12 protein-coding genes and 1 tRNA gene are annotated in these 15,271 nt (G+C 36.0%); 9 read left to right on the top strand and 4 right to left on the bottom strand.

The genetic code is table 11. The features are described 5' to 3' along the window. Positions 1–121: 121 nt before the first annotated feature. Positions 122–2,560 carry a signal peptide peptidase SppA gene (gene sppA, locus ACY2LT_RS00175; protein ID WP_491815560.1) on the bottom strand — a complete coding sequence of 813 codons (2,439 nt, stop codon included), beginning with the start codon at positions 2,558–2,560 and terminating at the stop codon, positions 122–124. A 144-nt stretch (positions 2,561–2,704) separates the two neighbouring features. Here sppA and ACY2LT_RS00170 point away from each other — a divergent pair, with 144 nt between their 5' ends. After that, on the top strand, positions 2,705–4,402 hold the full coding sequence (locus ACY2LT_RS00170) for a proline--tRNA ligase (protein WP_491815559.1): 1,698 nt from the start codon (positions 2,705–2,707) through the stop codon (positions 4,400–4,402). An 80-nt stretch (positions 4,403–4,482) separates the two neighbouring features. Here ACY2LT_RS00170 and lpdA read toward each other — a convergent pair whose 3' ends face one another. Then, the gene (gene lpdA / locus ACY2LT_RS00165) at positions 4,483–5,886 is read right to left on the bottom strand and encodes a dihydrolipoyl dehydrogenase (protein WP_491815558.1); all 1,404 of its coding nucleotides are present in this window, start codon (positions 5,884–5,886) and stop codon (positions 4,483–4,485) included. Between the two features lie 147 nt (positions 5,887–6,033). On the opposite strand from lpdA, the gene ACY2LT_RS00160 reads away from it, so the two are divergent. Genes ACY2LT_RS00160 through ACY2LT_RS00145 form a run of 4 tightly spaced genes read left to right on the top strand, consistent with a single transcriptional unit; the run spans position 6,034 to position 10,151 of the window. Further along, entirely contained in the window at positions 6,034–7,608 is a 1,575-nt protein-coding gene (locus tag ACY2LT_RS00160) for a S41 family peptidase (RefSeq protein WP_491815556.1), read from the top strand. Positions 7,609–7,616: 8 nt separating this feature from the next. Continuing rightward, positions 7,617–8,429, top strand: a complete 813-nt coding sequence (locus ACY2LT_RS00155; protein WP_491815555.1) for a hypothetical protein — start codon at positions 7,617–7,619, stop codon at positions 8,427–8,429. A 9-nt stretch (positions 8,430–8,438) separates the two neighbouring features. After that, complete coding sequence (locus tag ACY2LT_RS00150; RefSeq protein WP_491815553.1) at positions 8,439–9,002, top strand: flavin reductase family protein; 564 nt, start codon at positions 8,439–8,441, stop codon at positions 9,000–9,002. 9 nt (positions 9,003–9,011) lie between these two features. After that, positions 9,012–10,151, top strand: coding sequence for an iron-containing alcohol dehydrogenase (locus tag ACY2LT_RS00145; protein ID WP_491815551.1), 1,140 nt, complete (start codon positions 9,012–9,014; stop codon positions 10,149–10,151). A 175-nt stretch (positions 10,152–10,326) separates the two neighbouring features. Here ACY2LT_RS00145 and ACY2LT_RS00140 read toward each other — a convergent pair. Continuing rightward, positions 10,327–10,402: transfer RNA gene (locus tag ACY2LT_RS00140), tRNA-Phe, on the bottom strand. A 57-nt stretch (positions 10,403–10,459) separates the two neighbouring features. Then, positions 10,460–11,155, bottom strand: a complete 696-nt coding sequence (locus ACY2LT_RS00135) for a lysophospholipid acyltransferase family protein (RefSeq protein ID WP_491815549.1) — start codon at positions 11,153–11,155, stop codon at positions 10,460–10,462. Positions 11,156–11,284: 129 nt separating this feature from the next. On the opposite strand from ACY2LT_RS00135, the gene ACY2LT_RS00130 reads away from it, so the two are divergent. The 4 genes from ACY2LT_RS00130 to ACY2LT_RS00115 are packed head-to-tail and all read left to right on the top strand — an operon-like array spanning position 11,285 to position 15,264. Beyond that, on the top strand, positions 11,285–12,595 hold the full coding sequence (locus tag ACY2LT_RS00130; protein WP_491815547.1) for a TolC family protein: 1,311 nt from the start codon (positions 11,285–11,287) through the stop codon (positions 12,593–12,595). Positions 12,596–12,610: 15 nt separating this feature from the next. Continuing rightward, positions 12,611–13,264, top strand: coding sequence for an RDD family protein (locus ACY2LT_RS00125; protein ID WP_491815545.1), 654 nt, complete (start codon positions 12,611–12,613; stop codon positions 13,262–13,264). Positions 13,265–13,276: 12 nt separating this feature from the next. Continuing rightward, complete coding sequence (locus ACY2LT_RS00120) at positions 13,277–14,554, top strand: efflux RND transporter periplasmic adaptor subunit (RefSeq protein ID WP_491815543.1); 1,278 nt, start codon at positions 13,277–13,279, stop codon at positions 14,552–14,554. Beyond that, positions 14,554–15,264: an ABC transporter ATP-binding protein gene (locus ACY2LT_RS00115; protein ID WP_491815542.1), complete on the top strand. Its 711-nt coding sequence runs from the start codon at positions 14,554–14,556 to the stop codon at positions 15,262–15,264. Before ACY2LT_RS00120 ends, ACY2LT_RS00115 begins: the two co-directional genes overlap by 1 nt. The last annotated feature ends 7 nt before the right edge of the window (positions 15,265–15,271 follow it).

The following is a 15,271-nucleotide window of genomic DNA, read 5'->3' as shown; positions in this document are numbered from 1 at the left end:
AATCTTTTGCAAAATTAATTATTAAAGTAGAATTTTCAGTTAAAGATTTGAAGAACTGCTAATAATAAGGGGCGTAATACTAACGCCCCCTAATACTTTAGAACAAAGAGTTTGAGAGTATTTATTTTATCAAATCGTAATAGTCAAATGGCAAAATGTGTAGTGGTTTGCCATTATTATTAATCCGGAACTTAATGTCGTTGGAAATTTCTTTTGGAAAGATATTCATTTGTTCAGCTTTTGCTTCAAAGTCAAACTGGAAAGGAACATCAGATGTAGGCCAGAACTCATCAATTTGAAGCACATCGTTTTTCTTGAAATCAATTTTCTTTTTTGCTATCTCAATTGCTTTGTCGATGCCGCCAATATCGTCAACAAGTCCGATGGTTTTACCTTTCGTACCGGAGTAGATACGACCTTGTGCGATTTTTCCAATAGTTGCACTATCAGTATTTCTTCCTTTTGCAACTTTATTGACAAAATCTCCATAGAATTCAGATATTAATCCTTTGAAATTGGACAATTCCTCGTCGGTGAAATTGCGGGCAGGAAGACCAATACCAATAAAAGGCAAAGAAATTGCATTACCCAAATCCGAATGTTTCCCTCGTTTGACAACATCGTAAGTAATGCCCAAGCTATCCATTAATCCTTTGTTATAGATGTAAGAAGCAATAACACCAATGGAACCTGTAACTGTAATTGGTGTAGCCAGAATTGTGTCAGCATCCATCGAAAGCCAGTATCCACCTGATGCAGCAACAGAACCTTGTGAAACAATAATAGGCTTTTTCCCTTTATGGCGACGGGTAACTTCTGCGACCAAGTCGGAAGCAAAAGCTGAACCACCGGGAGAATTCACACGAAGAATAACTGCTTCGTATTTATTCCCTCCAAGAATATTTTCCAAAACTTTTGATAATTTCCTTCCTGAAATTCCAGTTTCTAAGTCGCAAACACCTTCGGCATAGACAACAGCAATTTTTCTATTCTGATCGCCCCAGCGATTGTCGATAGGAGTAAAATCTTCGAAACGAATTTTTTCGTTTGAAATGACATAATCCTTGTTATTTGACTTAATAAGAGTATCGATTTTGTCCCAACGATGAATTCGATCTATTAATTTTTTATCTTTAGCTTTGTTTGCAGTAATAATGAGTGAATTTAAGATGTCGTCGAACTCATTGTCTGATAAATTTCTTGCTGTTTTAATATCATTTTTAGCTAAATTGAACAAATCATCAATATACTCTTCACGTTGTTCTTTTTCACCATCGGAGAAATTAGTTCTCGAAAAACTTTCGGCAGCAGATTTATACTTGAAAAGTCGAATTTCTTCAAAACCCAAACCATATTTTTCCATAAATTTTTTGTAGTAGCTTCTACTCGAAGAAAAACCTTCAATCGATACTTCACCAAGAGGTTCAAGAATAATTTCGTCTGCAACTGTAGCTAAATGGTAGTTTCTGATATTGTAACTTTCTGAAAATATTACAACTTTTTTGCCAGCAGCTTTTAGTTGTGCAAGTTTTTCACGAATTTCCCACATATCAGAATAGCTTGCAGTAAAATCAGTAATATTAAGATACAATTCTACTATTTCTTTGTCATTCTTTATAGCATCAAGTTTTTTCAGAACATCATAAATCGTAGTATATTCCGAGTAAAATGGAAAAATCATAGATAACAGGGATGATTCTGGTTGGAGAGAACCTTTAAGTTCGAGTTTGGCAACTTTTTTCTTGGTAAGAAAAGCATCGTAGATAATTGAGCGGTCGAGCGGCGAAAGTCTAATCAAATAGGCATTTGTTGCATCATTAAAGTTGTCTTTTGAAGGAGCAGAAACAACCGAACCAATCCCAAAACGACCGAAACTAATATCAAAACCAATCGAGAGACGTTCATCAGAGAAATAGCGACCACCAACTCTAATTCCATCAAGCACTTCGTAATTGACGCCGGCGCTCCATTTGACTTCTTTGTAGTCATCTAAATTGCTTGCCGCACAATCAATGTAGAAAGTAAGGGGATAATTTTTAATTGGCCTTAGAGCTAATTCTGCAACGTGTTCTTCCTGTAAATTCCTAAAGTTACTCTGATAAGTGTAACCGGCAGAAACATATGGCAATGGACGCCAAAGAAGCCCAATTATATATGAAGGTCGGAAACCGAAAGGATTATCACCGCTTATTGCAGCGTAGCCAAAGCCAATTCCAAATTTTCTATCACCAATTCCAACTGAATATCTAATATCGTAGAAGGATTTACCTGAAAAATCATAACGGACTACTCCAGAACCAAAATATTTACCACCTGAAAAAAGACCATAATCAGGGTTTTTGAAATTATTATTTTTATCGTTAATCATAAAAAGGGATTCATTTCGGTTGGTCATCGCAAGAGTAGCAGGATTGATGAAACCGTAATTTCCATAACGGAAGGCACCTTCGCTTGATTGCGTCCAGAAGGACTGGGAGTAGTATGGAATAAATCCTGCACCTTTAGCAAAAATTGCCGGAACAGAAATCGCAAAAATTAACAAAGTTATTATTTTTCTCATAGAGACCTCATAGAAATATGGATAATTAGCTTTTCATAGTTACGATGATTGATTGAAAAAGTTTCAAAATTTACAATTTGAAGATTAATAATATTTGTTATAATTTTGTTGTTTTTTTATAGCAAAAATTTGCAAAGGAAAATTATGAAACAATCGCAATTATTTATACCAACTTTGAAAGAAAATTCTTCAGAAGCACAAATTCCATCGCATCAATTAATGTTGAGGACAGGATTAGTGAGACAGCTTGCATCAGGAGTATTTTCATTTTTGCCACTCGGATATAAAGTAATCAAAAAGATAATACAAATTCTTCGTGAGGAAATAGATGCAATTGGTGGACAAGAATTTTTACTGCCAGCGTTAAATCCAATTGAAATTTGGGAGCAAACGGGAAGAGTGGAAGCAATGGGAGATGTATTGTTTCACATAAAAAACCGTGAAGGACTTGTGCTTGCTCCGACACACGAAGAAATTATTACTTATCACGCAAAACAGCATATTAAATCATATCGTGATTTGCCACAAATCTGGTATCAAATTCAGACAAAGTTTCGCAATGAACCGCGTCCAAAATCAGGGGTATTACGCGGTCGGCAATTTATAATGAAAGATTCGTATTCTCTTGATTCGTCGTGGGAAGGATTAGATGTTTCGTACCAGAAGCACCACGATGCTTATTGCCGAATATTTGAACGCTGTGGCATTAAGTTCTTTGTTGTTGGTGCCTCGTCGGGTGCGATGGGTGGAAACAAAAGCGAAGAGTTTATGGTAGTATCGGATTCAGGCGAAGATGTTGTAGCAATAGCTGATGATGGATATGCTGCAAATGTTGAAGTAGCTACCTCTGCCCTATCACCGGTAGGCAGAATTGAGCAGGATTTACCAATAGAGAAGTTCCCTACTCCGAATGCCAAAACAATTGATGATTTGATTGAGCAATTCGGAATTCCAGAAGAAAGATGTGCCAAATCGGTTGTATATATTGTCGAGGATAAACCTATTTTGATTTTTATGCGCGGCAATGATGAACTAAACGAAAGCAAACTGCAAAGTGTGTTAGGAACAGGAACATTCCGTCCAGCTGAAAGCGAGGAATTAATTCGTTATACTGGTGCTGACCACGGTTCTATTGGACCAATTAATTTAAAAACTAACATAAGAATTATTGCAGATAAATTGCTAAAAGATGCTAATGGCTTGGTTAGTGGCGCAAATGAAGATGGTTTCCATTATAAAAATATTGATTTTAAGCGCGACTGCCCATATATAACTGAATTTTATGATTTAAGAACAATTCGAGAAGGTGAACCATCTCCGATATCAGGGGCACCAATAAAAGTTGTTAAAGCAATTGAACTTGGTCATATTTTCAAACTTGGGACGAAGTATTCAGAAGCGTTGGAAGCAAAATTCTTAGATAAAAACGGAAAAGAACAACCAATAATAATGGGAAGCTACGGCATAGGTGTGGAACGAATAATGGCTTGCTTTATCGAACAAAACTACGACGAAAAAGGCATAGTCTGGAAACGACCACTTTCACCGTTTGATATACATTTAATTGCTGTGAATCAACAAAAATTCCCTGAAGTAAAGGCTAAATCTGAAGAACTTTATAATGAATTAGGAAAGGCGGGTTACGAAGTTCTTTACGATGACCGTGAGGAAACACCCGGAGTGAAATTTAACGATGCGGATTTAATTGGCTTGCCATTACAAATAATTGTTGGACCGAAAAATTTAGAAAACAACAAATTAGAAATAAAAATCAGAGCTACCGGAGAAAGAAAATTAGTTGAAATTGATAAACTTAAAGAAGAGTTAGCGAATTTAATATAAGAATAAAGTATTATAGATTAGAGTGACTTTAGGAACATATAAAAAAGAGGCTGTTGATAAAACAGCCTCTTTTTGTTGAGCTAAAAGTTTACTGCTTCGCCATAGGCAGCAGCCGCTGCTTCCATAATAGCTTCGCTCAAAGTAGGATGAGCGTGAACAGTCTTGAAAATAGATTTTCCGGTTGCTCCGACACTACGAGCTAAACCAACTTCAGCAATAAGTTCAGTAACATCGGGACCAATCATATGAGCCCCTAATACTTCTCCATATTTTGCGTCAAAAACCAACTTGACAAAGCCGCGAGCTTCGCCGATACCGTGAGCTTTGCCACTGGCAGTAAATGGGAATTTGCCGATTTTCACTTCATATCCTAATTCTTTTGCTTTTGCTTCTGTCAAGCCGACGCTGGCAACTTGTGGTTGGCAGTAAGTGCATCCCGGGATATTGCTATAATCAACGCCCTCAACTTCGTGCCCTGCAATAAATTCAGCAGCAACAATACCTTCAGCCGATGCTTTATGAGCGAGCCAAGGAGCACCAGCCACATCTCCAATCGCAAACACACCTTCAACGTTTGTTCTAAGAAACTTATCTACTTTAATGAAACCCTTTTCTATTTCTACTCCGATATTTTCGAGACCGATATTTTCTATGTTTGCCTGAATACCGATTGCATTCAAGGCAATATCAGCTTTGAGAGTTTCTTCGGAACCATCTTTTTTCTGAACTTTAACTTCAACACCATCGCCTTCAGCTTTTGCAGATAAAACTCTTGTGTTAGTCATAATCTTGATTTTATCTTTTCTGTAATTACGCTCTAATTCTTTAGAAATTTCTTCGTCTTCAATTGGAAGTAGTCTATCCATCATCTCAATAATAGTAACTTCTGTTCCGAATGAATTATAGAAATAAGCGAATTCAACACCGATAGCACCAGCTCCCATAATAATCATAGACTTAGGTGGTTCTTGCAAGATAAGTGCTTCTTTGCTTGTAATCACCTTTTTCCTATCGACTTCGATACCCGGAAACATACGTGGACGAGCACCAGTTGCAATAATCACATTTTTTGTTTCGATAGTGTCAGTAATATTTCCATCTTTATCTTTTACTTCAATTAAATTTTTGGTTTTGAAAGAGGCTTCGCCTTTAAGATGTTCAACTTTGTATTTTTTGAAAAGGAAGCCAATTCCATTTGACATTTTGCTGGCGACATCGCGGCTTCTTTTGATCACTTGATGGAAATCGACATCAAATTTGTCAATATTAAAGCCGTAGTTTTTCGCTTCTTTTAGAAAGTGCATATATTCAGCATTTTTTAGTAATGCTTTCGTAGGAATACAGCCCCAATTCAAGCATATACCACCAAGATGCTCCCGCTCGACACAAATTGTTTTCAAACCAAGCTGCGATGCTCTAATTGCCGCTACATAGCCACCGGGTCCAGCACCAATCACAACAAGATCAGCACTAATTTTATTCATAATTTCTCCATAATGTGAAAAAATATTAACTAAATTAGTCGTTTAGACGTTTTAATGTTCATAAATATTTAGTTAGAATTTTTGTCTGGATTTCAACTAATCGAACAGTGATAAATGAAAAGAGTATTGAAAAAGTGTATATGTCTTATGGTATTGTTTTATCAAGCGATAAATTTATCTGCAAGTGATGTAAATAGTTTGATTGAATTTAATACACAGAAATTTAAGTTTATTCTCGAAACAGCAGTAAGAAACCATATAGACACATTCGATATTGAACAAGCGTCAGAAAGTGCTTTTCAGGCAATGTTGAATTTTTTAGATAATCAAAGCAGTTATTATTCAGCTAAGCAACTAAAAGAATATCAAGAAAAAAACACTGGTAGAGCTGAAGGAATTGGAATAACACCAGTAGCATTAAATGATTCAGTTGTAGTAGGTTCAGTTCAGAAGAATTCGCCCGCAGAAAAAGCAGGCATTAGTCGTGGCGATATATTACTGTTCGTTGATAATCAAGCAGTAACTGGAAAATCACAGCAAGAGGTAAACGATTTACTTGCTGGAGATACAGGCACAGTTGTCAATTTAATACTAAAAAATACACGAGGAGAATTGAAGAATTTCGTTGTAGGTAGAGAAATATTCAAAGTGTCCAGCATTGCAGCATCATTTTACTTAAAATCAAGTAAAATTGGATACATAGCTTCGTCTCGTTTCACTTCCGATGTTTATGCTGATTTGACAACTGAAATAGATAATTTTCTAAAAAAAGGGTTAGAATACTTGATCATTGATTTGAGAGGAAACCCCGGCGGATATTTAGACGAAGTAGTGAAAGTTACAGCTGAATTTCTACCTAAAAACAGCCTTATTTTATATACAAATTCTAAGAACAGCGAATTTAGTTTTAATTTCAGAACAGATAAAGATGGTAAATATTTAAAAATACCATTAATTTTGCTTGTGGATGGGCAAACAGCATCCGCTGCGGAAATATTAGCAGCAGCATTGCAAGACCACGACAGAGCGATAGTGCTTGGAGAAAATACATTTGGCAAAGGCACAGTACAAAGATTATGGACATTGAAAGATGGCTCTGGTTTTAGATTAACAGTTGCTGAGTATTTTTCGCCGATTGGAAGACGCATCGACAAAAGAATTTTGAAAAAAAACTCAGGGAAATTTGAATTAGACGAAAGTTTAAAACTATCAGTTGGCGAAGAAGCTTTCAAAGAAATATCCAGAGCATTTGAAGAGACTGGTGGAGCAACCCGTTTGCCAACCTATACAACGCACAAAGGCAGAACGCTAATTTCAAAAGGAGGCGTCTTTCCAGATGAATTAGTTCGAAGCGATACTTTAACTTTGCTTTCCAGAGTGCTTATGAATAGAGGAATTTTATTTGAATTTACACGAAAATTATATTTTTCTTTTTATCAAAAGACAATGAAAAACGAATTCAGAGAATTAGAAAGTTTTCTGCAAAATTTCAATGTGGATGAGCAATTATATAATGATTTTTACCAATTTTCGTTATCAAAGAATATTTGGAACGTAGAAATGGCAAGAATAGACGAGCAAAATATTAAAAACCTGATAAAGTCATATTTAGCACTTTGGCACTGGGATAATCCCGGATTTTACGCTACGCGTGTTTTTGATGATAAATTATTACATAAAGCAATTTCAATTAAAGAAAAGGCAAAATCATTAATCAATTAGGAGTTTTTATGAAAAGAAGCACAAACATAATAATATGGATTTTATCGTTTGTAATTATGATTGCGAGCGCAACATATCAACGAATGACTGGTCCAACATATCCGATGCGAGGAAAAACTGAAATCAATGGAAAAGAAATAAAATTTAAATTACCACGAAGCCACGACGGAAGCGGCAATGAATTAGTTAAAATTGAGGTGCCTGACGAAACAATTAGCGGACAAATTACTTTAAAGCGATATAAAAGCTATGATGAATGGACAACTCAAGAAATGAAACGCGATGGAAAATTTTTGCTTGGAGATATACCGGAGCAACCGCCCGCAGGCAAAGTAATATATTATGTAAGTTTGATTAAGGAAAATGGCGAAAAAATAAGATTGAACGAAGAACCTGCAATAATCAGATTTAAAGGAGTTGTTCCGAAATGGCTATTAATTCCACACGTTATTTTTATGTTCTTTGCTATGGTACTTTCAGTAAAAACCGGGTTGCATGCTGCTTTTGGCGGAAGCAATTTGTATAAGTATGCTCTTTGGACAACAATATTATTTTTCATTGGAGGAATGATATTAGGACCACTTGTGCAAAAATTTGCTTTTGATGCATATTGGACCGGTTGGCCATTTGGACATGACTTAACTGATAACAAAACTCTTGTTGCATTAATTTTCTGGCTGATTGCACTTTTCAAACTAAGGAAAAATCCAACTAATAAGACATGGGCAATAATTGCCGCAATTGTTATGTTAGCAGTATATCTAATACCACATAGCGTATTAGGTTCAGAAATTGATTACACAAAAACCCCAAATCCATAGGAGAATACGATGAAAAAATCAATCGGACCCAAAACATTGATTTATCCAAATCCTGTTTTGCTCGTAGGAAGCTACGACGAACAGGATGTTCCAAATTTGATGGCTGTATCCTGGGGAAGTATTTGTTGCAGCGACCCACCTTGTGTTGCAGTTTCAATAAGAAAAGCAAGATATACATATAACAATATAATACACCGAAAGGCATTTACAGTGTGTATTCCATCGGAAAAGCAAGTTAATATTGCCGATTATTGTGGAATATACTCAGGAAAGCAAGAAAATAAGTTTGCAAAAAATAATCTAACGGAAGTGAAATCAAGCGTGGTAGATGCACCTTTTGCAGATGAATTTCCGGTAGTGTTGCATTGTAAGCTGCGAGAAGTAAATGATTTAGGCGTACATACACAATTCATCGGCGAAATATTAGATGTTACAGTTGATGAAGAAATTTTGAATGAAAAAGGCATTCCCGATATTGAAAAAGTTCTGCCAATAATTTATGATTATGGAACAAAAACATATTACGGTATCGGGAAGAAATTAATTGATAGTTTTACAAATATTAAAAGATAGGAGGCAGAGATGCAAAATTTTGTCTTTCATAATCCAACGAAGCTGATTTTTGGTGAAAATACAATTGAAGTAATTGGAAAAGAAATATCAAAAAGTGGTTATAAAAGAATTCTGTTGCTTTATGGTGGAGGTTCGATAAAGAAAAATGGAGTATATGATACTGTTGTAAAATCACTTAAAGATAATAATATTGTGTTTGTCGAGCATTCGGGTGTCGTTCCAAATCCAGTGCTTTCTCACGCAAATGAAGGCATAGAATTATGCAAAAGAAACAATCTGGAAGCAATATTGGCTGTTGGTGGCGGCTCAGTAATTGACGAAGCTAAATCTATTGCAGCAGGTTTTTATCTCAATAATTTGTGGGATGCATTTGAAAGAAAAGCAGAAATAAAAGATGCATTGCCGGTTTTCACAATACTTACAATATCGGGAACAGGTTCAGAAATGAACCCATTTGCTGTTTTGACAAACGAGTATGAGAAAAAGAAATGGAATATAGGAGCCGCTTGTCTTTACCCGAAAGCAACAATAATAGATCCCAGAATTCAGATGAGTTTACCGTGGCACCAAACAGTAAATGGTGGAATTGATGCAATCAGCCATATTCTTGAATATTACTTTAATTCAACGGTTCAGGAAGTGTCAATTTCTGTATCAGAAGCGCTGATTAGAACAATTATATTATGTTTAGACAAATTGCAGGTTAATCCAAACGACTATCCAGCAAGAGCAAATTTGTCTTGGGCAGCAACATTAGCATTGAATGGTCTGGTTGGGTCGTCCACTATTGGCGAATGGGCAGCACATAGAATAGAGCATGGAATAAGTGCACTTTATCCAGAAATTGCTCACGGTGCCGGGCTTGCAGTGGTATTCCCCGCCTGGATTTCTTACACAAGACAAGCGAACCCATCGCAATACGAACGTTTCGCAAAAAACGTATGGAACAGCAACTCGCTTGAAGAAGCTTTGGCTGCTATGAAATCGAAATATAGCTCTTGGGGTGCTCCAATATCGTTGCGTGATTTGAACATTCCGAAAGAAAAGATTGGAGAAATAGCTCATAATGCATCACGGCTCGGTGTGGTTGGCAATTTGCTTCCACTAACGGAAAAAGAAATGGAAGAGATCTTGGAATTAGCGTATTAGTTTTATCGGTTTACAATAAAAAAATATTTGGGTAAGACGAAATGTCTTACCCATTTTTATTATAATAATTGCTGAATTAAAGAATAAATATTTTTTTGAGTTATTTATTCAAATAGAAGAAGCAAAAGGTAAACAAGTACTTAAGTTAATAGGATGTAGAAATAAAGGAATGATGTGGTGGTCAGGGACGGAATCGAACCGCCGACACAAGGATTTTCAGTCCTTTGCTCTACCAACTGAGCTACCTGACCAAAGAACGAATTAGAGTTACAAAAATAACTGTTTTTTTTTAATTACACAAATATTTTTTACATCTGGTTCAACAATTTTTTTACTTCTTCCCAAGTGCGATCCATCAAAGCACTTTCTTCTGCACGAGTTTGAGGAATTTCTCTAATGGGAGTTCCTATTTTTACTCTTACTTTACGTGGGCTAATACCTTTAATGCCATTACTCAATATTTCATAAGTTCCTCTTATTGCAACAGGAACAATAGGTTTGTGGCTTTTTGTGGCAATAATGAAAGCCCCTCTTTTGGGCTCAGATGGACTCCCGTCTTTTGTGCGTGTTCCTTCCGGAAAAACAAGGACTGAAGAACCTTTCTGAATGCTTTCAATAGCCAGTTCGAGACTTTGCATAGATTTGCGCGGGTCTTCGCGGACAATACCAATATATGGTGATTTTTTCAAGCCATAGCCGAAAACAGGAATTTTTTCGAGTTCTTTTTTGTATATTATTCGGAAATCGTTTTCAATTGAAGCTTGAAGCACAGGAATATCAAATAAACTTGAATGGTTTGCGATAAAGATATATGTTTCCTGCTTTTGTAAATTTTCAGAACCTTCGACAACGACTTCAATACCAGAAATTTTGAGGAGACGACGAGCCCAACGACGTGCGAATGAATGAAAATCAGGAGATTTAGAAAAAGTCATATGAATAATTACGGCAACAGAATCAAAAAGAGTAACAAGAATAATTAGCAAAAGTCTTACTAAATACATTATTTTCTCACACAAGTTTGATAGTGAACAAAAATAACTTATTTCAGTATTTTTTTCAAAAATTTGAAACAAATATATTTGCATAACGTAATAAGAAAAGAAAATATCAGAAATAAAGTTGGAGAAATAATGAGAAAGCTTTGGTATGTGTTATTTTTCGTAGTAATAGCTTCAAATTTATTTTCACAAAATTCATCAAAGCAAATTTATGGATTACGCGAAGTTCTCCAAATAGCGCTACAAAACAATTATGATTTAAGACTGAGCAATGCATCAGTTGAATATTCAGAAGTTGATATGAAAAATGCTTTTGGTCAGTATTTACCGAATATTTCACTTAGTTCATCGTATTCCCGGCAATTGAACAACCCAAATGAAATCCGCGACGAACTACTAAATCAATATAATGCACGGATAGGTGCTAATCTGGTATTATTCGACGGGTTTGGACGTGAAGCAAATTATACAAGAGCTCAAAAAACAATGCAATCTGCTGTAAAAACAGTAGATTTTCAGAAGCAAACTGTATATTTGGATGCTTACAATGCTTATATTAATGTAGTTCGTGCTTATCAGATAGTGCGAGCAAGAAGGGAAAATGTATCGCTCGGCGAAGCTGAACTTTCCCGTATCAAAGCTCGATACGAAGCGGGAGCATTGCCTGCAACTGCAGTTTATGCACAAGAAGCAGATTTAGGGAATCGCACACTTGAACTAATCGCAGCAGAAAATGACTTAAATATTGCAAAGGCACAACTATTGACAATAATGGGTATGCCTCCAACGATGGATGTTGAGTTTAGAATTGATGATTTGCCAGCATCTTTGCCTGAAGCAGAAATCAAAGCTTTTCGCAACGAAATAGGAAATATTAATAATGCTGTAAATATTGCATTAAATAACAGATTGGACTGGAAGTCGTCCAAACTACGGTTCGAAGCAACACAAGAGAATCTCGAAATTGCAAAGTCTTATTATTATCCACAGCTTGCAGCAAATTCTTATTGGTCGTGGATGAACACTTCACTGAAAGGTTTCGACAAAAGCAACTATTATTTCGGGTTGTCCTTGAGCGTTCCTATTTTTAATAATTTTAGCACAGATTTACGTGTGCAATCTAGCAAGTTGGAACTTACGCGAATTTCAGTCGAATTGCAAAAGCTCGAACAGCAAATACTATCATCGGTGCAAATCGCATTTTTAAATTTGCAATCAGCTGAAAAACAAATAGAAATTTCCAGCAAAACAGTGCTTTCTGCACAAGAGAATTATAGAAGCACACAGGAAAGATTAAATGTTGGAGCAGCAACTACAAATGATTTAATTCAGGCGAACACACAGCTAATATCGTCTCAAATAAATCAAATTAATGCAATATATAATTACATTAAAGCAAAAAATGACCTTAAATATTCGATTGGAACGCTAAGTTTTGAATAATAAATAGGAGGTATTATGAACGAACACAACGATTTCCAACAAGAAATGCAAGACAAATACAGGGAATTAGTTCCTGATTATTCCCAGCCACCACATCCAGCTGATTTCAGAATTGGATTTGGGCGTCGATTAGGAGCATATTTGATTGATTTTGTGATTTATTCATTCTTGCTTGTTACAGCAATGAGTATTTTTGGAATACTCGATGATTTTGCATCTTTGATGACAATAAGTCAGGATTTAGGTGGAAATCCAGAAGAATTGCAAATTTATATGAAAGATTTATATGCTCGGTTTTATCCTTTGGTGCTTGTAATTGCATTCGCATATTATTCGATGGAAATATTTTTTGCACAAACAGTGGGTAAAATGGTATTGGGCATAAAAATAGCGAATTCGGACCGCACACAAGCAAGTTTAGGAACATTGATAAAAAGATTTATGGCTAAGTATTTCAACTATTTCTTGCTGTTGTTGTATATTTTAACAAGCATTGAGATTTTTTCGACATTACAAACAATTTTTGGTATTGTGATATTTATTGGATGTTTTCTGGCACTTTCGCAATCGCGGATGGCACTGCACGACCGCATAGCAAAAACAGCTGTTTTCTTTAAAGACGAAATATTAAGAAATGAAATAAACGAAGCAAATAGTATTAATATATAATTGGGCAAATCAATGGCAAAGCGAAAGAACAACAAAAAAGGTATTATTATTGGAATAACAATAGCTATTCTGGCAATAGCAGGAATACTATTAGTTATTTTTGGACGTGGTGAACAAGCAATTGCTGTAACAGTTGAAGAAGTAAGCAAAAGGACGATAACGCAAACTGTATCAGCGGTTGGAAAAATTCAACCTGAAACTGAGGTGAAAATTTCTTCGCAGACATCGGGGGAAGTGATTTTCCTTGGCGTTAAAGAAGGAGAATCAGTGAAAGCCCGTCAGTTGCTCGCGCGTATTAATCCGGATATTGTTGAAACACAGCTTGAACAAGTAAAAGCAAGCGTCGAAGCAGCAAAAATTGATATTGACGCACGTGTTTCGGAAAAAGAAAGAGCAACAAATGATTTTTACCGAGCAAAAGAATTATTTGAGAAGAAGTATATTTCTAAACAGGAGTTTGATAATTCCAAAGCGACGTATGATTTAGCGATGAGTTCTTATCGAGCAGCAATGGCACGCTACGAACAAGCAAAAGCAACATTGCGTCAGTATGAAAGGTCTTTGGCTCGCACTTCAATATATTCCCCTATCGATGGAGTTGTTACTTCGCTTTCGGTTGAGCTCGGCGAAAAAGTAGTTGGAACAGAAATGATGATGGGGACAGAAATGATGCGGATAGCAGACCTGAATGTAATGAATGCAGTAGTTGATGTGGACGAAAACGACATTGTGTATGTTAAACTTGGTGATACAGCTTATGTAGAGCTGGACGCAATTCCGGACAGAAAATTCAAAGGAGTTGTGCTCGAAATTAGCCATTCGGCAAAAGTATCGGGACAAGGCACACAAAACGAAGTAACGAATTTTGAGGTTAAGATACGATTGTTGGAACGTGATGCACGTTTTCGACCGGGTATGAGTTGCAATGTGGAAATCCAAACTGAAACCCGACACAACGTTTTATCTGTTCCACTGCAATCGGTTACTATTAGAGATTTAGGAATGAATGTTCCTGATGAAAACAACAATGGACCTGATGAGAAGCCATCTCTAAGCAAAGCACGTCCTCAGCAAATTGTATTCATACTTGAAGGCGACAAAGCCAAAATGAGAAAAGTTGAAACCGGAATAAGCGACAAAGGATATATTGAAATTATTTCTGGGCTATCATTAGGAGAAAAAGTGATTTCTGGTAGTTATCAAGCTGTAAGCAAATTGCTTACAGATGGGACAAAAGTAAAATTAGATTCACTATTCGGAAGAAAACCTAATAAAGCTGGGAAAAAATAATGAAAGAAAATGATTTGCTGATAGAGATAGAACACATTTCGAAAGTCTATGAAATTGGGAGCGAAAAAGTATTTGCTCTACGAGATGTATCTCTAAGTATTCATCGCAATGAATATGTGGCGATAATGGGACCATCTGGCAGTGGAAAATCTACTTTGATGAATATTATTGGATGTTTGGATACACCTACTAAGGGCAGATATGTCTTTGAAGGTGAAGACGTAAGTTCACTTACAGATAACGAACTTGCAGAGATTAGAAATCGCAAAATAGGGTTTGTATTTCAAACATTTAATTTGCTTGCAAGGGCAACAGCATTAAAAAACGTTGAACTACCTCTTATCTATGCTGGAATAAGTAAACACGAACGTATTGAACGAGCTAGAAAAGCACTGATTGATGTTGGACTTGAAGACCGTATGAGCCATAAGCCAAACGAACTATCCGGTGGTCAGCGTCAAAGAGTGGCAATAGCAAGAGCATTAATTACAAATCCATCAATAATACTTGCTGACGAACCTACTGGAAATTTAGATACTAAGACAGGCGAAGATATAATGAAACTATTTGCGGAACTCTGGAAATCAGGCAACACAATAATTTTGGTTACTCACGAAGAAGATATTGCACGGCACGCACATAGGATTATACGAATTCGCGATGGATTAATTGAAAAGGAAGTGCAAAATCCAAATCCGATTTATTTATAATTGATGA

The organism is Eximiradius proteiniborus (assembly GCF_058546985.1).
This window is presented reverse-complemented; position numbering and strand designations above follow the sequence as displayed.